Raw genomic sequence first — 20,625 nt, forward strand, 5'->3', positions numbered from 1 at the left:
ATAATGTATCAAATTTTTTTTTAAATTAGCTTAGTATATCAAGCAAATTCTAATAATATCTTCCCTTTTACAACATTATCTTTTTCATTAACAAAAATTTTAGCTATTTTTCCATCTCGTTCAGCTAAAATAATATTTTCCATTTTCATAGCAGTCAAAATCATAATTTCCTGTCCTATAGTCACCTCTTGCCCTTCTTTCACCTTTATTGCAGCAATCTGACCACTTAGAGGCACTTGTAGTTCAGAATTTTCTTCTAATACTACTTTTGAAACCATCAATGCTTCAAGTTCTGATATACGTGGAGAACGTACAAAGGCTTTTACACTAATACCGGCATGCGATAATAAATAACCAGTTCTAATATTTTCAATTTTTACATTTGTCTTCTTACCGTTAATTATAGCAGTAAAAAGTTCATTACCTAAATTCCAATTACTACGAATATATATTCTATCACTTTCGTGACGTATATTATAGCCATTTTCAACAGGTGTAATTAATACTGGAAATAGTTTATCATCAATAGTTACTACCCATCTTGTACCTATTTTGTTAGCCTGATTATTAATATTGCCAGAAATTAATGAAGCACGTCTTTGTTCCGATATATAAATAAAAATAGCAGTTGCTAGAAATACTGTAGTTACTTCTGAAGTAAGACTAGCTCCAGAAAAACCATCAGGATATTCTTCTTGAATAAAGTCAGTAGAAATATCGCCACTAACAAAGCGTGGATGTAGCATTACTGCTTCTAAGAAACTGATATTATGAGCGATACCATTAATTATATAAGAACTTAAAGCAGAACGCATTACCTCAATTGCCTGCTCTCGTGTTTCACCGTAAGTACATAATTTTGCAATCATTGAGTCATAAAACATACTTACTTCACCACCAAGCCCAATCCCTGTATCGATACGGATATTAGGACTCTTTGCAGGTTCTGAATAAGCTATAATTCTACCACTAGAAGGTAAAAAACCTCGACTTGGGTTTTCGGCACAAATTCTCGATTCAAATGCCCAACCTTTTAATTTTATGTCATCCTGGGTAAATGATAACTTCTCACCTGCTGCGATTTTTATCATCTCTTCAACGATATCTATACCGGTAATTAATTCAGTAACAGGATGTTCTACTTGCAACCTAGTATTCATTTCTAAAAAATAGAAATTTTTATTGCTGTCGACTATAAATTCAACTGTACCAGCCGAATAATATCCAACTTTTTGCGATAAGGATATTACCTGTCTATACATTTCTTGCCTTATATTTTCAGTAATGAAAGAACTTGGCGCTTCTTCAATGACTTTTTGATGGTGACGCTGTATTGAACATTCCCGTTCTCCGAGACATACACTATTGCCATATTGATCGGCAATTAACTGAATCTCAATATGACGTGGAGTTTGAATTAACTTCTCAATAAATAATCTATCATCACTAAAACTATTAGCAGCTTCAAGCTTTGCTGATTCAAAAGCATTCGCCATTTCAGCTGGATTATTCACAACTCGCATACCACGCCCACCACCACCGGCAGTTGCTTTTACTATTACTGGAAAACCAATTTCTTTAGCAATATCTATAGCTTGTTTAACATCTTTTATAGTACCCATATAACCTGGAACGGTACTCACTCCAGCCTCTATTGCAATTTTCTTTGCTTCGATTTTATCACCCATTTTCTTAATAGTTCCAGCACTTGGCCCTATTAAAACTACTCCTTCTCTTTTAAGAATATTAGCAAAATTTGGATTTTCCGATAAAAACCCGTATCCAGGGTGTACAGCACTTGCCCCACTCTCACGAATCGCTGAAATAAGGTTTTTAACAGACAAATAGCTTGCAGTAGCAGGAGAATCACCTATATAATAAGCCTCATCTGCATGCTGTACATACATCGAATTAGTATCGGCTTCAGAATATACGGCAACTGACCCTATTCCCATTTTCTTTAGAGTTCGAATTATCCTAACTGCAATTTCACTACGGTTAGCAATTAAAATTTTATCAAATAATGGTTTTGTCATAATTTTTTATATCCTAATACCAATACCATATCTTAACTACAAAGTCTTGTGTTACAGACGATCTTCTTATGTTTCGTTACGAAGCATATGATGACAACTAAAGCGGCAAATTATCATGTTTTTTCCAAGGCAATGATACTTTTTTAGTGCGTAAAAAATTTAACGCCTTACATATTCTCCATCTAGTATTTTGTGGCCTTATAATATCATCTAAATATCCTCTAGATGCTGCAACAAAAGGGGATGTGACTATTTTTCTATATTCATCGATTTTTTGTTTTTTAGCTTCATTGTCTTTACATTCTTCCTTAAATATTATCTCAGCTGCACCCTCTGCACCCATAACAGCGATTTCAGAATTAAACCAAGCATAGTTTATATCACCTCTAAGATGCTTTGAATTCATAACTATATAAGCGCCTCCGTAAGCCTTACGTGTAATTACTGTAATCTTTGGCACCGTTGCTTCCGCATAAGCGTATAACAGCTTAGCACCGTGTTTAATAATACCTTCATGTTCCTGAGATGTACCAGGCAAAAATCCAGGAACATCAACTAGGCTTACTATAGAAATATTAAAAGCATCACAAAATCTTATAAATCTGGCTGCTTTTCTTGAAGCATTTATATCTAGACAACCTGCTAAATGCAATGGTTGATTAGCGACAAATCCAACAGGATAACCTTCCATATAACCAAAACCTATAATAATATTCTTAGCAAAATCAGGCTGTAATTCAAAAAATTCGCCTTCATCAACAATACGTTCAACAAGCTCTTTCATATCATAAGGCTTATTAGGAGTGTTAGGTATTAAAGTGCTCAGAGACATATCTACTCTATCAGCAGGATCAACAGTCGGACGAACAGGAAGAGTGCTACGATTAGATGATGGTAAAAAATTAAAGAATTTACGAATTTCGAGTAATGCTTCTATATCATTATTAAATGCAAGGTCGGCAACACCACTCTTAGTAGTATGCATTCTAGCCCCACCAAGCTTTTCTTGAGTTACTTCTTCACCTGTCACGGTTTTTACTACATCAGGACCGGTTACAAACATATAAGAACTATTCTTAACCATGAATATAAAATCGGTTAATGCAGGAGAATACACAGCACCGCCAGCACAAGGTCCCATAATTAAGGTAATTTGCGGAATAACACCAGAAGCTAAAACATTACGCTGGAATAATTCACCATATCCGGCAAGAGCATCAACACCTTCTTGAATTCTTGCACCACCTGAGTCGTTAATACCAATGACTGGTGCACCAGTTGCTATAGCTTGATCGATAATATCACAGATTTTTTTAGCATGATATTCGCCAAGAGATCCACCTAGTACAGTAAAATCTTGGCTATAAATAAACACCAATCTACCATTTATCGTACCGTGTCCAGTGACGACGCCATCACCCAAAAACTTTTTATTCTGCATCCCAAAATTGTCACATCTATGCGATACAAACATTCCTGTTTCAGTAAAACTATTTGGATCTAATAATACTTCTATGCGTTCGCGTGCAGTTAACTTACCTTTTTTATGTTGCGCGTTGATCCTAGCTTCACCGCCCCCTTGCCTTGCAATATTTTTTCTCTCATCCAGTAACTCAGGCGAGATTATATTACTTTGATTCATAGCGAGATTAATAGTTTTATTTTCCAAAATAACAATAATATAATATAATAATAATAAAGTAAAAAGATAATTATTATGTCATCTACAGAAGATACAAAAGAAGTGCTCCAGAAAGTCAAATCACTTGCTAAATTTGCTAATTTATCAACTACCTTAAAAAAGAATCTATACAGAAGGAAAAAAGTACAAAAAGAAAAAAATAATAAAAAATATTGATACTAGGTCCTGGTCAAAAATGAGAGAATAGAAAATAATCTTTATAAGAAATAAATATGCGTTTATAAAATAAATAAAATTCATTACAAAAAGATAGATGAATCTAATAATATTAATGCTAAAAGAGTAGCAATAACGTATATTATAATTAAAATTTAAATAATCCTCATTAAAAAGTATTTATCTAAATTTGACATATTAATATAAATTGATAATATTTGTTGGGTTTAGGCTTCATTACGAATCCTATGTCATTTCTGTGTAGTATTATCTACGTGGATCTTACGTCTGTCATTCTGTAATTTATTCACGTAATCTCGTTAAAAACACTAATTAATTAGTATTTAGTTGCGTTCGTGATATAGTGGACAATCCACAGCACAACGCCGTGTATTTTTTGAACTATGTTTTGCAATACCAAAACAGAACAATAAAATCCAATAAAATCCAATAAAATTGGCTTTTTAAATTATTAAATATCATGAATACAAACAAATTATATCTTTTTAAAGATAGACGATTTTTGCCAAATTTTATAATACAGTTATTCGGTTGTCTTAATGATAATATATTAAAAAATGCTCTTGTAATCCTTATAACTTATGGCATTTCAGAAACTATAAGTAAGTATAATAATGTACTTGTTTTAATTGCTAATGCTACTTTTGTACTACCTTTCATAATATTCGCAAGCATAGCAGGACAAATTGCTGATAAATACGAACGTGCGAGTCTTATAAAAATTCTTAAGATTTATGAAATCGGTATAATTGCCTTTGCAATTTACGGATTTCATAATAATAATCTATTAATCCTGTTCTGTTCTATTTGCTTAATGGGTATACATTCTACTTTTTTCGGTCCAATCAAATATAGCGTATTACCTGATCATCTAAATAAAGATGAATTACTTGGAGCTAATGGATTTGTTGAAGCTGCTACTTTTATAGGTATTTTCATTGGTACTATAATAGGAAGTTATTATACAATCAGCAATAATTTTATAATTTATTCATTAATGACTATTGCTTTTCTTGGCTTTATTACAAGCCTTTTGTCTCCAAAATCAAAAAATGCAAATCATAATATTAAAATAAATTTTAATATTATAGATGAAAGTATAAATATGATTAAATATGCCAAAGCAAAAAAACAGATATATTTAGCTATACTTGGTATTTCATGGTTTTGGTTTATCGGAGCTGCTATCATTGCACAAATACCTTTGCTTGCTAAGATAACTTTTAAGGCTGATGAGAATGTTGCTAACTTATTTTTAGCAGTTTTTTCTCTTGGTGTTGGAGTAGGATCATTTTTATGTAGCAAAATATTTGAAGATGAGATTACGGTTAAATATCTATTTATTTCAGCTCTAGGGATTAGTATTTTCGGTATTGATTTATTCTTCGCAAGTAGAATTAGTTCAGTTAACTACGAACCTACTCAGCTAAAAAGTATTTTTGTATTTTTATCTAAAAGACATAATTGGCGAATAGTTATAGATTTATTTTTCTTAGCAATAATAAGCGGTTTATATATCGTACCACTTTTTGCAATATTACAGCATTATGCGAATCCTGCTCATCGTAGCAGAATTATTGCAGCTAATAACCTAATTAATTCCATTTTCATGGTTGGATCAACAATTATTCTATCTCTATTATTTTATCTAAATTTCACTATACCTTGGATCATATTATTTATTAGTCTAGCTAATATAGTAGTCACTATATATATTTATCGCCTAATACCTGAAGTTAAAATTATTCCTTTTAAACTATTACGCAGAATATTTCAAATCTGTTTTGATCTTATGTATAAAGTTGAAGTTAAAGGATTTGAAAATTTTCAAAAAGCAGGCAAAAAAGTAGTTGTGGTTGCTAATCATATTTCATATCTCGATCCACCACTAATTGCTACTTACTTACGAGAAGAGATGATTTTTGCTATTAGTCCAGATATACAAAAAATATGGTGGATTAAGCCATTTTTACGTATGGCTAAAACTTTACCAGTTGATCCAAGTAATCCAATGGCTATCAAGACTTTAGTAAAAGCAGTACAAAAAGATCAGAAGATAGCTATTTTTCCGGAAGGTAGAATAAGCGTTACTGGCTCTTTAATGAAAATCTACGAAGGACCTGGCATGATTGCAGATAAAGCTGATGCTACACTCCTACCTGTAAGAATAGACGGTACCCAATTTACACATCTATCAAAATTAAAAAACATATTAAAAAAGAAAATTTTCCCTAAAATTACTATCACAGTGTTACCACCGGTAAAATTCGCTAATATTGATACTGCAAATAATCAAGCACGACGTAGTTATATATCTAGGACTCTTTATGATATTATGGCTGACATGATGTTTGAGAGTTCAGATTATAAAAATACTTTATTCTCATCTCTTATAGAAGCTGCTAAAATTCATGGATTTAAAAAAAAAATAGTTGATGATTTTGAAAAAAATACAGTAACTTATCGCGATTTAATATTCAAATCTTTTATCCTAGGTGACTTAATCAAAAAAAATAATATTTTTGACAGGCATTTAGGCTTAATGTTGCCGAATACTACGAATACGTTAATTACTTTTTATGCTATGCAATCTAATGGTTATGTTCCTGCTATAATTAACTGGAGTAGCGCTATAGGGACTATTACTAACTGCTGTAAACTTGCACAAATTAAAGTAGTTTACACTTCAAAAGAATTTATTGAGAAAGCAAATTTACATGAATTAATAACTCACTTGTTAGATTTAGGTATTAAAATAATATATTTAGAAGATTTTAAAAATCAAATTAGTACAGCTCTAAAACTCAAAGCAAAAATAGGAAGTTATTTTTCTCAAACTTATTACAATTATTTTTGTCATAATCGTGATGACGAAAAACCGGCAGTGATAATTTTTACTTCTGGTACTGAAGGAGAACCTAAAGCAGTATTACTATCTCACAAAAATTTACAAACTAATAGATATCAAATAACCGCTAAAGTACCTTTTAGCCCTGAAGATATAGTATTTAATTCATTACCACTATTTCATAGTTTTGGGCTTGGTGGCGCAATTATTACAACTTTAAACGGTATTAAACTATTCCTATATCCTCATGCATTAAATTATCGCAGCATTCCTGAAGCTATATACGATATTGGAGCAACTATATTAATTTCTACAGATACTTTTTTAAAGGGTTATGCTAATTACGCCCATCCATATGATTTTTTTTCATTACGCTATATATTTGCTGGTAACGAGAAATTAAAAGAAACTACAAGACAATTTTGGCTTAATAAATACGGTATACGTATTTTTGAAGGATATGGAATTACTGAAGCTGCACCTATTATAGCTTGTAATACTCCTATGCATAATAAAGCAGGCACTGTCGGAAGATTATTACCAAAAATCGATTATAAGCTTGAAAAAGTAGCAGGTATAAATGAAGGGGGACGTTTATTCATCAAAGGCCCTAACATCATGCTTGGTTACCTAGACTTAGAAGGTCACCGTAGTTATCAAGAATGGTACGATACAGGAGATATAGTCAAAATCGATTCTGAAGGATATATAACAATTTTAGGACGCTTAAAACGCTTTGCTAAAATAGCCGGGGAAATGATATCTCTTACAAAAATTGAAGAACTTGCAAGCGAAATCGATCCTGAGTCCTTACATGCTGCTATTTCTGTGCAAGATAAAAGATACGGGGCAAAAATTATTTTACTTACTACCGGTTCCGATATAAATAAAGAAAACTTTACAAAAATGGTATCTAACGCTCAAATTTCTTTATTACATTTACCAAAATTAATTATTACCAATTCAGAAATACCTCTACTTGCAAGTGGGAAAATTGATTATCTTGAGATTATGAAGAATAGAAACCTAATTGATTCTAGGCATTCTGAACATTATAGCATAGAGAGGTAAAACCAAAAACTATTACACCTCATATCTTATCAATGAAGAATTTTGCACTATATAAATTAGTCAAGTCACGATATAGCCTTTATTTTTGCTTATTAATAACAGTATTCAAAACTAATTGAAATTACTTACCTAATAACTCTTGATAAAAGCAATACTTTCAAAGCATGATAGAGTTACTTTCTTGAGATAGAGGTAAATCAAAACTACAATATAAAAAATATTAATAACTACTTAGATGACTTAATATAATTCTTTCTATCATAACACTAATATACCAATAAAACATTACACGAATATTACTGCACCATATTGGTCTAGCAATTTTTATTATATTCAGTCAATTAATTTACTTATAAGAACCGCTTTAAATAAAACAAACTATAAATCAATGTACCTAATACAATAAACAATGGCGTTAACGGTAAATCAAAGTAGAAAGAGCTAAATGCAGCACAAAAATTAATAAATAAAGAGATAAAAATTGATATTATAATCATCTGAGACGGACTATATGCTACAAACCTGGCAATCATCGCAGGAATAAGTAAAATAGCAGTAACCATAAGTACTCCAACAATCTTTATAGCGGCGAATACAGATAATGAGAGAAGCAGTAAAAATATTAGCTCAATAATATTGACATTTAAGCCTTGTATAACTGCAATATCCCTATTGATAATTGTAAGAAGAATTTGATTATAAAAATAGACTATAAAGCTTATTATAGTTATAAACACTACCACGAGTATAATCAAATCATTAAAAGATACGGATAAAATATCACCAAATAACAAATGCACTATATTATTCTGTAAAGAAGTAAAATAATTAATAATTAAAGCAACAGCGAGCATAAAGCTAGAAATTAAATTAATAACTGCATTTTTTTCAGAATTATTTTTAAAAAAAAACACAAAAAAGGAAAAAAGAATTGCAACTATTATTCCTGAATATATTAATGGAAAATGTGCTATAATGCTTATGCTAGCCGCTAAAAAACTACTATGAGCGAGCCCATCACCAAAATAAATATATCGCTTCCATAGTGCTATACAGCCTAATGGAGCAAATATACAGCTAATTAAAATTAAGGCTAGTATTATTAAAGTCATCTGAGTATATTATATTATAGTGTGTTACATATTGTCATCCAATTCAAGACACGTGATAACATTAAAAAAAATCATCTACTATGTCTTCAATCAATAAGAAAGAATTAAAAAAATTTGAGAAAATCTCTCATAATTGGTGGAATAAGGATGGAGAATTCGGTATATTACACCGAATAAACCATATTCGCATTGAATATATCATAGAAAAAATAAAATTGCATTACAACGATATTTCTAAATTACAAATATTAGATGTCGGGTGTGGTGGCGGATTAATTGCAGCACCTCTAGCATCGCAAGGTTTTAACGTTACGGCCATTGATGCACTAAAAAGTAATATTGAAACGGCAACTATTTATGCTCAGAAAAATGACTTAAAGATAAATTATTTACAAACTACTATAGAAGAATTAGAAAACGATAAGCTATATGATGTTGTAATTTGTCTTGAGGTTATTGAACATGTAGAAAATGTACAGCAATTTATACTCAATTTGGTTCAACATATTAAGCCAAACGGTATAGCAATAATTTCTACAATTAACCGCACTAAAAAAGCTTATTTGTTTGGGATAATAGTTGCTGAATATATTCTAGGTTGGGTACCCAAAAATACTCATGATTATAGCAAATTTTTAAAACCATCAGAAATTTATGAAATACTTACGGATACCAATATTGAAATTAAAGAGCTGAAAGGTTTAGTATTTAATCTTGCTAGGAATGAATGGAAATTAAGTAATGATATAGATGTAAATTATTTTATGTATTTGGGGAAGAAAATAAATTCACTTTCCAATGCAATTAATAGCATTCCATAACTTGATTGCATGATTTAGCAAAATCTCAACAGTATATATTGCAAATTATTTGCATAGATACCGTAATCAAATTATAACTTAAAAAAGTTCTGAGTATATTCAGAGTAAAAATAATAATAAATGACTAACATAATTACTAGATTTGCTCCGTCACCGACTGGGTTTTTACATATAGGGTCAGCAAGAACCGCGCTTTTTAATTATTTATTCGCAAGACATAATAATGGCAAGTTTTTTCTTCGCATTGAAGACACTGATAAGAAACGGTCAACTAAAGAGGCAATCGCAGCAATATTCTCAGGTCTAAAATGGCTAGGAATTAATTGGGACGGCGAAGTGATATTTCAGTCTAAACGTAATTCGCTTTATAAAGAAGCTGCACTAAAATTACTGAAAGAAGGTAAAGCATATTATTGTTTTACTAAACAAGAAGAAATAGCAAGGCAGCGACAACAAGCTTTAAAAGATAAAAAACATTTTATCTTTAATAGCGAATGGCGTGATAAAGGACCATCTACCTACCCTGCTGATATAAAACCAGTAATACGATTAAAAGTACCTCGTGAAGGCAGTATAACAATACATGATACTTTACAAGGTGATATAGTAATCGAAAACTCACATATAGACGATATGATACTAATTAGAGCAGATGGAACTGCTACTTACATGCTAGCCGTTATAGTAGATGATCATGATATGGGAATAACACATATTATTAGGGGTGATGATCATTTAACAAATGCAGCAAGACAAATCGCAATTTATCATGCTTTTGGTTATGAAGTCCCGAATATGACTCATATACCTTTAATTCATGGGGCAGATGGAACAAAATTATCAAAAAGACATGGAGCTTTAGGCGTTGAAGCTTATAAAGATATGGGATATCTACCGGAAAGTTTATGTAATTATTTATTGCGTCTCGGATGGAGTCACGGTGATGATGAAATTATATCAATGAATCAGGCTATAGAATGGTTTAATCTTGATTCACTCGGTAAATCACCTTCTAAACTTGATTTTGCTAAGATGAACAGCATTAACTCTCATTACTTAAGAATGCTTGACAATGATAGCCTAACTTCAAAAACTGTAGCGATTTTGAAACAAAATTATAAGATTAGTGAAAAAGAGGTAAGTTATATAAAACAAGCAATGCCAAGCTTAATAGTGAGAAGCGCAACATTGATAGATTTAGCACAGCTTGCTTACATTTACCTCGTAGATTCACCTATGATCTATAATCAAGATGCGAAAGAAGTAATAAAAAATTGCGATAAGGATTTAATAAAACAAATTATAGCGAACTTAAACAAACTTGAGCAATTTGATAAGGAATGCATACAGAATAAATTTAAAGAAATAGCAATATACAACGGTTTAAAACTGAATGATATTATGAGACCAGTAAGGGCTTTAATAACAGGTATGACTGCTTCACCTAGCATCTTTGAAATTGCAGAAACTTTAGGAAAAGAAAATATTTTAAAAAGATTAAACATTATATATTATAATCTGAATTTTTAAAAAATCTTAATTCTTTATAACTTCAACAATAAATACGGAGCTTTGATTTTAATATATGTAACACGATTCTGCTTATTATAATAAAACATTAGGCAATATATTTATTAAATAATTAATTCCAATGTGGAAAAAAACACAAGAATTAAAGATAATCGTAATAATTCACTAAAATGTTCAAATTCGTGGCAGAGACAGTTTAGTAGTTGCAAACAAAATAATAAAAAATTAAATGATAGATTAACTAGTTACGTAAATACAATAAACATCTCTCAAGATTTATATATTTATACAAAACGATCTAAACATGATTTGATCTATAATAATAATTATTTAGAACAAATAAAACCAAAGATAGCGTAAAAGCTTACATTTAATTTCTAAAATAAAAAAGATAGTTTTTACATAATAATGTTTGAGTAGATGTAAATGCAGGCTTATAACTAGTGATCAATTTACCTCACTACTTTTTACAATAAGTTGAACTGTGATTAGTATATATAGTAAGGTATTGATACAAAATTTTATGAAAACGGACTAGTACAGACTTATCTAAAATTTGATTTATTACTTTTTATTATAATTTTAACTTTAATTATGATGATCTTAACTTCTACATAAGAAACTAATAATGTTGTTTAGAACCAACGCAATACTCATTTATTGCTTAGTGAGTTTCGGCTATTTTTATTTTATAATGCAAAAAAGTGAAGGTTGTACATTACACGTGCATTTTAAATTTGTTCTATACTTAATTTGTACAAATCTCATTAATTTACTCTATAAAGCGCATCTCCATCCTAGTTTGAATTAACTGTACCGCTAGCTATCTACAAAAAGTTTGTACTTAAACCTAAACCAAAATTGCATAGAAAGACATTAAGAAGTAATGCGGTAATACATATAATGTTTAAAGAAATATTCTACCAACATAATTTAACTCCATGAAACTAGTAGAATAATAGATAAAATAGAATGGATGTTCTTGTTTGACTTTATTTGATTAGTTATTACTAAAATATGTAATTTTTATTGTGAACTAAAAAACTACATACAGAATAAAAATCTATTACAGTTATTTGGTAATGATTATTCCAATTATTTCTATAATAGACATTTAAAATACTACTACAAAAAACTTTTATTTAGTATTTAATTTGTATTAACAATGTTCTGTTAGCAAGAACAATTATGAATAAATACTACTCTTTTTGCTACAGTATCATTATGCTACTACAAATAGCAAGTGTTAGCAAAGTAGTGCTGTCAATAAAATGAGTACCTTCAATTTGTATGCCAATTTAGAAATGTATAACACTACAAATATATCTGTGAGAGGAAGGTGCTATGTAATCGCAGGAGAAGTGTTACATACATAGTCCTTTACTACAAAAGTATAGTTTATCTTTACTATAAAAACACCTAAATAAAGCAAGCGTATTTTAGCGAAGACTATAATGCTCTAACACGTTATTAGACACTTGATGACGTAATTCAAACACTGTTGCAGTGTGAATATTTTCGTTCTTTGTAATGTAGTAAAACAATGATTGTAGTTCTAACAGAAAATATTTTCTCAAAGTATTCAGAGTATTATGATCTTAAGATATTACTATACCACTAAATACTAGATGCAATATTAAGTATAAAATTAACACAAAATGTTTGCACTTTTTGTATATAAATATTTAAAAACTGTATAAGTTCTAACTTAATCGCAATACTGTTGTATTGTACTAATATCAAAAGTTATTTCAGATATATTGATATCATACACAGTGTTATTTTTGTAACATGTTAATAGATTATACAAATTATATTTCTGTTTTTCCAATCTCGATTTAAGTATATAATTAACGGAATAGCTATTAGTATAATTAATACAAATTATAAATATTTAATAAAATAAATTGCATAATAACAATTCATAATAGTTAATTTTTAATATTGCAAAAAATTATAAATCAATAAAGTAAAAATATATGAGAATAAATAAGAATACTTGGCTTTGTATTGAATGTTATTAACTATATTTATACTTAGAGCTATTATCTATTATTTAGAGTAATATACTCAGTCTATGAATGTTAACAAAATTAATATTTATGTGATAGTGTAAAAAAATCACAAAAATATAGTTTTATTTAAAGATCAAGATATAGTTTAGCTTGTGTTTAAAACCATTAATTACTGATAAATTTTAAAAATAAATATTATATCTTTCTAAAATATTATTAATTTTCTTATAAAAATATTTTATATTAATTGTATGTATATACATACTCTTTTTAAAAAGTTTAAATAATTAGTAGGTTTATGGAAGATATTGATATTTGGCAGGAAAAATTTGAATTTTGTAATTATAGTAAAAAATTAATTGGTCGAATTGAATATTTGAATACTATAGTAGACTCACCTATAGATATAATAGAAGTTAAAAAAGGCATTTATTATACCCGTAAATATCATGCTACTCAAATGCGCCAATCAGGAGAACCATATTATTCTCATCCTATAGAAGTTGCAATCATGCTTGCAGATTTTACAGCTCTTGAAGCTCCTAAACTTTACAAATCATATATGATAAATGTAGCACTTCTGCATGATACTATTGAGGATACAATACTTACGCATGCTGATATTAGCAAAATTTTTGATAAGAATATTGCAGATAATGTAGAACGTTTAACAAGAATTAAGCCATACGGTAAAATTAGCTCTGGTGAAATGTTGAATTTATTAATCCAAGAACAAAGATATGATATTGCACTTATTAAAGTATTTGATCGACTGCATAATTTACAAACTATCAATGCTAAGTCTACAGAAAAGGCTTTAGAAACAGTAAAAGAAACTATAGAAAGTTTCTTACTCATAGCAGCTTATTTAGAAATACGAACCGTAGAACAACAACTATTAAATGTTTGCAATAATTTTATTAAGCAACATTTTCCTTCAGAACAAAAAGCAATATTCCGATCGGTTTACGAAATTTCTTTTTTCAACTTCAAAATAATACAAAATAAATTAAAGAGAATGCAATACTACTTTAGAAAGAAAAAAGCTTAAATCAACTAAAAACTATTTTTATATTTCCAGTGTGCTGCATCACCACTCTCTGCATTATAATGCATATTATAATCACGTATTTGTATCTCTATTTTATAATTATCCTCAGTTATAATAATAGTATGTAAAGATTGATAGCCATTGGGTTTAGGATTAAGGATATAATTTTTAAATTTATCTTTTTCATGATCATAAAGTTCATGAACTATTTTTAAAGCTTTATAACATTTTTCCTCATCTATTACTACTATTCTTATCGCAAAAATATCTGTTAATTCTTCTAACTTTATACCCTTACGATATAATTTATATAAAATTGATATTGGATGTTTTATCCTACCTGTTATTTGAGCAGCAATATCATGTTTAGATAAATTATAACTTAAATGTTTAATAACCCTTTGGAGCAAAACTACCTCCTTAATTTATACTAATTCAGTTAATAGTTATACTTATAAATAACTAAACACCAATTAAAGCAACAAATTTAATTAAATTCTATTAATATTTCTAATTAATTTACTATTTTTAGCAAAATTAATAAGGAAATTAAGTTTATGGCAAAATCTGCACTGCTATACCATAATATTTGATCTTAATCCTAAGCATATTATTAGATTGCTTTTAGAAGCTAATCTATATACATAGAATTTAAATTATCTTATTTTAACATTGCTTAACTGTATAAATTATAAAATTATTTAAAATAAAAATAGTCATTTTTTTACTAATTTTAACTATCGTAGTTTAACATAAATCAAAAGCTAAAATTTTATTAATAATTTTATCAATTAAATGGATCTTATAACTTCAACAAATTTATTCTTAATAATAAAAGTGCAAAATCACTGCAAACATTTTCCAAAAGTTGAGCTATTATAATTAATTATAGAATATTTACTATCATTTATATAAGAAATTCTATATTATTTGAGGAAGACTTTTGTTAAAGAATTAAGTAAAGAATAGCTTTAAACACATTGTTGCATAAATCAGTTTTTCTGCAATTTGATAATGTGTTACACAGCACATTGTTAAATGTATTATCAGAGGGCATTGAATGTGTGAACAGCTCTACATATATTGTCATCTCATAAACTTTTGGAACCTAATACAAATGGATACCGTGACTTATAGAGATGGTATCCATTTATACTAGGCCCTCAGTCCAGGTGACAATTCTTACAAAAAGTAATACAACAAGACTAGTTTACTAGACCTATTGCATAACCTATCTTGAGTAGATATAAACTTAGAAGTCCATACCACCCATACCACCCATGCCACCCATGCCGCCACGCATTGGCATTGGTTCTTCTTTATCAGAAGGTTCATCCACAATTAAAGTTTCTGTGGTAATAATTAAGGAAGCAACAGAAGCAGCATCTTGAAGTGCAGTACGTACTACTTTAGCCGGATCAATAATGCCTGCTTTAATCATATCAACATATTGCATATCTTGAGCATTAAAGCCATAATTTTTATCATTATGTTCCAGTAATTTACCAACTACTACACCACCGTTTTCACCGGCATTTTTTACAATTTGTTTTAGTGGATCTTTTAAAGCTTCTATTACTATTTCAATTCCAGCTTGCTGATCTTTATTCTCTACTTTAAGCTTTGTTAAAGTTTGTGATGCATGCAGTAACGTTACACCGCCCCCAGCAACAACACCTTCCTCAACTGCTGCTCTGGTAGCAGCAAGCGCATCTTCAACGCGATCCTTACGCTCTTTCACTTCAACTTCTGTAGCACCACCAACCTTTAATACTGCAACTCCTCCGGAAAGTTTAGCTAAACGCTCTTGAAGTTTTTCTTTATCATAATCAGAAGTAGTTTCAGCTATTTGAGATTTAATTTGTAATACTCTATCCTCAATATTTTTCTTATCACCGTTACCATCAACAATTACAGTATTTTCTTTAGAAATTGTAACTCTTTTTGCTGTACCTAGATTTTTAATATTAACATTTTCAAGCTTCATACCCAAATCTTCAGTAATAAGTTCACCTTTAGTGAGGATAGCAATATCTTCCATCATTGCTTTTCTTCTATCACCAAAACCAGGAGCTTTTACTGCTGCAACTTTCAAACCACCACGTAATCTATTGACTACAAGCGTCGCAAGTGCTTCACCCTCAACATCCTCAGCAATAATTAATAACGGACGTTGTGATTGTACTACAGCCTCAAGTATAGGCAACATTGGTTGTAAATTTGATAACTTCTTTTCAAATAGTAAGATAAAAGGATTTTCAAGCTCAGCAACCATTTTTTCAGAATTCGTTACAAAATATGGCGATAAATAACCCCTATCAAACATCATACCTTTGACAACTTCAACATCAAAACTAAAATTCTTTGCCTCTTCAACGGTGATCACACCTTCTTTACCGACTTCCTCCATTGCCTTAGCAATTTTTTCACCGATTTCTTTATCACCATTTGAAGATATAGTCCCAACTTGCGCAATTTCTTCTTGGCTATTGATTTTTTTACTAGATCTTTTAATTTCTTCTACTACTGCATTTACTGCTAAATCCATACCACGCTTTAAATCCATAGGATTATAGCCTGCTGCAACCAACTTATTACCTTCACGAGCCAAAGCTCTCGCAAGTACCGTAGCAGTAGTAGTACCATCACCTGCTACCTCTGCAGCTTTTGTAGCAGCTGATTTTAATAGCTGAGCTCCTGCATTTCTAATTTTATCTTTTAACTCAATCGATTTTGCAACAGTCACACCATCTTTTGTAATTTTCGGTGCACCAAATGATTGTTCGATAAGTACATTTCTACCTTTTGGACCTAAAGTCACTTTTACTGCATCTGCAAGTATATCAATACCTTCGAGCATTTGTTCACGGGCTTTTGAACCGTGTTTAATAAGTTTCGTTGTCATATTTTTTTTCTCCTAAATAATTAATTAATAATACCAAATACATCGCTTTCTTTCATAACGATTAGTTTCTCTCCTTTTATTTCAATTTCGGTACCTGCCCATTTACCGTATAAAACTTTATCACCTACTTTTAATTCTAAAGGATAAATTTCACCATTTTTATTAAGTACACCGTTACCTACAGCTACTATTTCACCTTGCATTGGTTTTTCTTTTGCTGTATCTGGAATAATAATTCCACCTTTAGTTTTCTCTTCATTTTCGATAGGCTTTATTGCAATTCTATCATGTAATGGTTTAAAAGACATTTTAACCTCCAATTATTAAATCTTTAAATGTACATACTATATATATTTTATTTTTGTTAGTTCAAGGGGGGAAAGAAAATTTTTTTATTAGAGGTATATTTTTTCAAAATACTCTAAACTAATCCACTATTTAGTTTTACTTCTATTTGAAAGTACCAAAAATTATTATAAATACGGCTTTATACAGTGTAAAACAGTAATACACTATAAAAGTTATTTTAATTTTGCAATTTTACTTTCTAACTTTTAATTACTTATATATACAGATTATTACTCATAAAGATATAAAACCGAGAAATACCATTAATAAATCATATAATTAATTATTGGATTCCTAACAATAATACAAGGAAAGTACATACTGCAATAATTGGTAGTATGAACCAATACAAATTTAAATTATTAAAATAATAATATTGATTATACTTTAAATATAAAAAATGTTTACATTAATCCAATGTGATCGTTAGCAAATTATATCAATGATTCAGTATTTCTTCCATGATATCGGAATCAAGAATAAATGATTATTATAGTTATATGAGTAAATCATATCAAAGTGCTGCACCTTCTATGACATTAATATAAGCATCACATCTACAAAGATTATCTAATATATCCGTTTGGTAAACAGTTTTAGCAAACTTAATTTCTTGCCAGATATATTTAAACTATAACTAATATTGGAAAAATATTCTCATTGTGATTGAGATTGAGCTTAGCTTAAAGACAAGCATATTCTAGAAAAAAGTTTTATTAAGACTTTAAATATTAAGGTTTATGTTTATCATTCATCATTATATTCTACTAGAATATAATGATGAACATTGGTTTAGTACTTGGTTACTTTTTAGGACAAGTATCTTATTAAACTAAGACAATATTATATTAGGATTAATTATTAGATAATTATCATATCGATGATAATTTATAGCTTATTTTGTAGGTAATGAATTAATGCAATATTTTAGTGACATTCACTTACTTAATTCTTCATATAATGGCACTAAAACTTTATAAATAAGTAAAGCTCTACTAGCATTTTTAATTGAAAATACTTATAATACTTAGCTCTTAGAGCTACAATCTCATATGTTGCATTGTTTTGTGAAGCGATTGCACATATTTCATTATGAGACTTGATTACAGTAGCATCTGCATATATACAAATAACCATTCACTAAATAAGATCAGTATATAAGAATAATTACTTTTCAAAAATTTTAAGTATACTAAATTATAAACTGAGCAAAAAATGAGATTTTTGAAGAATGAAATTTTTGGTAATAATTTGAAAATTTAAAATACATATTAAATATAAAGATACTCCTTGTACAAAACAGTAGAAATATTAAAATCAAATGATAATTGTAGCTAATCAATACATCACGTTTTGAAAATAGGTAGTGATCAGTAATCTTAAGACCAAGTAGTAGTCTTACTCTAAGAGAAGTATACAATATTGACTAAGTAATCCAGTGTTAAAATGTAATGTATAACATATTTTTACAATTTGGAAATGAAAAACCATATTATTCAGCCGCGATCAGCACTTGATTTTGCAATTTAAATAATTCTACAACTCCACTTTTAGCAAGTTTTAACATTGCTAAAAACTGCTCTTCAGAAAACGGTTCTTTCTCTGCAGTCCCTTGTACTTCAATTAAATTGCCATTACATGCCAACACAAAATTACTATCAACTTCCGCATCACTATCTTCTAAAGAATCTAAATCTAGAACTACATTTTACCTATATATACCGCAAGAAATAGCTGCAATTTGACTAATTAACGTGTTTACTTTTAAAATCCTCTTTTTCATCAACAATCTAATAGCTAGATGCAATGCTATGTAGCTTCCTGTTATTGCTGAAGTTCTAGTACCACCATCAGCATTAATAACATCACAATCTATGATAATTTGCCTCTCACCGAGTTTTTGCAAGTTAATTACACATCGCATCACCCTACCTATCAAACGCTGTATCTCTTGAGTTCTGCCACCCTGTTTCCCGAGTGCCACTTCTCTTTTTATACGGTTTGATGTAGAACCTGGAATCATACCATATTCAGCAGTAATCCATCCTCGATTTTGCCCTCTTAAGAATGGCGGTACAGTAGTTTCACAAGTAGCACTACACATCACATGCGTATTACCGATTTTAATAAGGCATGACCCTTCTGCATGAATAAGAGGAGATAATTCTAATGAAATAGGGCGTAATTGATTGCTTTTTCTTCCTGACTGTCTCATAATATAATTTATACTCCTAATATTAAAGAATCGGTACACGAAGGGAAATTTGAAAAAGAGCAAAATTGTTTATTGATCGCAACATACATATTTAGTAAGCAAGGAATAAAAATAAAATAATGTAGCAAATTTTTCAAATTAAACGATTATACCGTTGAAAAAAATTTTATTATATCTATATATATCTTAAAAAAGAACACTAATATAAAATATTATGAAAGACGATAATATAGAAAACAATAATATAGAAGAAGAAAATCTTAACATAGAAACTCAAGTAGTAGCAAACGAAGAAATAGCACTCTTAAAAGCCGAGATTAAAGAGCTACAAGATAAGCTCATTAGGACTACTGCAGAAATAGATAATACAAGAAAGCGGTTAGAAAAAGCACGTGACGAAGCAAAAGATTACGCAATTGCGACATTTGCTAAAGAATTACTAAATGTTAGTGATAATCTTTCAAGAGCATTAGCACATAAACCATCCAATGCTGATGTAGAAGTCACGAATATTATTTCCGGTGTGCAGATGACTAAAGATGAGCTAGATAAAATCTTTCATAAGCATCATATTGAAGAAATCAAGCCAGAAATAGGTTCAATGTTCGACTATAATGTACATAATGCAATTTCCCATATAGAGCATCCTGATCATAAACCAAATAGTATTATTACTTTAATGCAATCAGGGTATAAAATTAGGGACAGATTACTTCGACCTGCTACAGTACAAGTAGTTAAAAAACCTTAATACTAAGATAGAACTTCAAGAATTTGTGTTTTAGTTCTACAAA

Annotated in this window: 12 protein-coding genes and 1 pseudogene; 6 read left to right on the forward strand and 7 right to left on the reverse strand. The window is 29.5% G+C overall.

The genetic code is table 11. The features are described 5' to 3' along the window. Nucleotides 1–38 precede the first annotated feature (38 nt). Nucleotides 39–2,036 carry an acetyl-CoA carboxylase biotin carboxylase subunit gene (locus tag RT_RS03005; RefSeq protein WP_011191052.1) on the reverse strand — a complete coding sequence of 666 codons (1,998 nt, stop codon included), beginning with the start codon at nucleotides 2,034–2,036 and terminating at the stop codon, nucleotides 39–41. A 97-nt stretch (nucleotides 2,037–2,133) separates the two neighbouring features. Then, nucleotides 2,134–3,678, reverse strand: a complete 1,545-nt coding sequence (locus RT_RS03010; RefSeq protein ID WP_011191053.1) for an acyl-CoA carboxylase subunit beta — start codon at nucleotides 3,676–3,678, stop codon at nucleotides 2,134–2,136. A gap of 75 nt (nucleotides 3,679–3,753) precedes the next feature. Here RT_RS03010 and RT_RS04530 point away from each other — a divergent pair, with 75 nt between their 5' ends. Next, entirely contained in the window at nucleotides 3,754–3,894 is a 141-nt protein-coding gene (locus RT_RS04530; protein ID WP_011191054.1) for a hypothetical protein, read from the forward strand. 481 nt (nucleotides 3,895–4,375) lie between these two features. Beyond that, nucleotides 4,376–7,834, forward strand: a complete 3,459-nt coding sequence (locus RT_RS03015; protein WP_011191055.1) for an acyl-[ACP]--phospholipid O-acyltransferase — start codon at nucleotides 4,376–4,378, stop codon at nucleotides 7,832–7,834. Nucleotides 7,835–8,184: 350 nt separating this feature from the next. Here RT_RS03015 and RT_RS03020 read toward each other — a convergent pair whose 3' ends face one another. Continuing rightward, nucleotides 8,185–8,946, reverse strand: coding sequence for a metal ABC transporter permease (locus RT_RS03020; RefSeq protein WP_011191056.1), 762 nt, complete (start codon nucleotides 8,944–8,946; stop codon nucleotides 8,185–8,187). 80 nt (nucleotides 8,947–9,026) lie between these two features. On the opposite strand from RT_RS03020, the gene ubiG reads away from it, so the two are divergent. The 3 genes from ubiG (at nucleotide 9,027) to RT_RS03040 (ending at nucleotide 14,363) form a co-directional block, all read left to right on the forward strand. Further along, nucleotides 9,027–9,767, forward strand: coding sequence for a bifunctional 2-polyprenyl-6-hydroxyphenol methylase/3-demethylubiquinol 3-O-methyltransferase UbiG (gene ubiG, locus RT_RS03025; protein WP_011191057.1), 741 nt, complete (start codon nucleotides 9,027–9,029; stop codon nucleotides 9,765–9,767). A 120-nt stretch (nucleotides 9,768–9,887) separates the two neighbouring features. Continuing rightward, nucleotides 9,888–11,297 (forward strand): glutamate--tRNA ligase, encoded by a 1,410-nt coding sequence (gene gltX, locus RT_RS03030; protein WP_011191058.1) that lies wholly within the window; start codon nucleotides 9,888–9,890, stop codon nucleotides 11,295–11,297. A 2,313-nt stretch (nucleotides 11,298–13,610) separates the two neighbouring features. Beyond that, complete coding sequence (locus RT_RS03040; RefSeq protein ID WP_011191059.1) at nucleotides 13,611–14,363, forward strand: HD domain-containing protein; 753 nt, start codon at nucleotides 13,611–13,613, stop codon at nucleotides 14,361–14,363. 5 nt (nucleotides 14,364–14,368) lie between these two features. Here the strand turns inward: RT_RS03040 and RT_RS03045 are convergent, their stop codons facing one another. The 4 genes and pseudogenes from RT_RS03045 to rph form a co-directional block, all read right to left on the reverse strand. Then, nucleotides 14,369–14,773: a bifunctional (p)ppGpp synthetase/guanosine-3',5'-bis(diphosphate) 3'-pyrophosphohydrolase gene (locus tag RT_RS03045; protein ID WP_004596267.1), complete on the reverse strand. Its 405-nt coding sequence runs from the start codon at nucleotides 14,771–14,773 to the stop codon at nucleotides 14,369–14,371. Nucleotides 14,774–15,615: 842 nt separating this feature from the next. After that, nucleotides 15,616–17,268: a chaperonin GroEL gene (groL, locus tag RT_RS03050; RefSeq protein ID WP_011191061.1), complete on the reverse strand. Its 1,653-nt coding sequence runs from the start codon at nucleotides 17,266–17,268 to the stop codon at nucleotides 15,616–15,618. A gap of 20 nt (nucleotides 17,269–17,288) precedes the next feature. Further along, on the reverse strand, nucleotides 17,289–17,576 hold the full coding sequence (locus RT_RS03055) for a co-chaperone GroES (protein ID WP_011191062.1): 288 nt from the start codon (nucleotides 17,574–17,576) through the stop codon (nucleotides 17,289–17,291). A gap of 1,532 nt (nucleotides 17,577–19,108) precedes the next feature. Beyond that, nucleotides 19,109–19,831, reverse strand: a pseudogene (gene rph / locus RT_RS03060) (ribonuclease PH). Nucleotides 19,832–20,045: 214 nt separating this feature from the next. Here rph and grpE point away from each other — a divergent pair. Beyond that, nucleotides 20,046–20,582, forward strand: a complete 537-nt coding sequence (gene grpE, locus RT_RS03065; RefSeq protein WP_011191064.1) for a nucleotide exchange factor GrpE — start codon at nucleotides 20,046–20,048, stop codon at nucleotides 20,580–20,582. The last annotated feature ends 43 nt before the right edge of the window (nucleotides 20,583–20,625 follow it).

Origin of the sequence: Rickettsia typhi str. Wilmington, from assembly GCF_000008045.1 — a bacterium.
GTDB lineage: Bacteria > Pseudomonadota > Alphaproteobacteria > Rickettsiales > Rickettsiaceae > Rickettsia > Rickettsia typhi.

Excerpts from the sequence above, each read along its gene's own strand:
- grpE (WP_011191064.1), top strand. The coding sequence starts at position 20,046 with ATGAAAGACGATAATATAGAAAACAATAATATAGAAGAAGAAAATCTT.
- groL (WP_011191061.1), bottom strand. The coding sequence starts at position 17,268 with ATGACAACGAAACTTATTAAACACGGTTCAAAAGCCCGTGAACAAATG.
- RT_RS04530 (WP_011191054.1), top strand. The coding sequence starts at position 3,754 with ATGTCATCTACAGAAGATACAAAAGAAGTGCTCCAGAAAGTCAAATCA.
- gltX (WP_011191058.1), top strand. The coding sequence starts at position 9,888 with ATGACTAACATAATTACTAGATTTGCTCCGTCACCGACTGGGTTTTTA.
- RT_RS03020 (WP_011191056.1), bottom strand. The coding sequence starts at position 8,946 with ATGACTTTAATAATACTAGCCTTAATTTTAATTAGCTGTATATTTGCT.
- RT_RS03015 (WP_011191055.1), top strand. The coding sequence starts at position 4,376 with ATGAATACAAACAAATTATATCTTTTTAAAGATAGACGATTTTTGCCA.
- RT_RS03055 (WP_011191062.1), bottom strand. The coding sequence starts at position 17,576 with ATGTCTTTTAAACCATTACATGATAGAATTGCAATAAAGCCTATCGAA.
- RT_RS03040 (WP_011191059.1), top strand. The coding sequence starts at position 13,611 with ATGGAAGATATTGATATTTGGCAGGAAAAATTTGAATTTTGTAATTAT.
- ubiG (WP_011191057.1), top strand. The coding sequence starts at position 9,027 with ATGTCTTCAATCAATAAGAAAGAATTAAAAAAATTTGAGAAAATCTCT.
- RT_RS03010 (WP_011191053.1), bottom strand. The coding sequence starts at position 3,678 with ATGAATCAAAGTAATATAATCTCGCCTGAGTTACTGGATGAGAGAAAA.
- RT_RS03005 (WP_011191052.1), bottom strand. The coding sequence starts at position 2,036 with ATGACAAAACCATTATTTGATAAAATTTTAATTGCTAACCGTAGTGAA.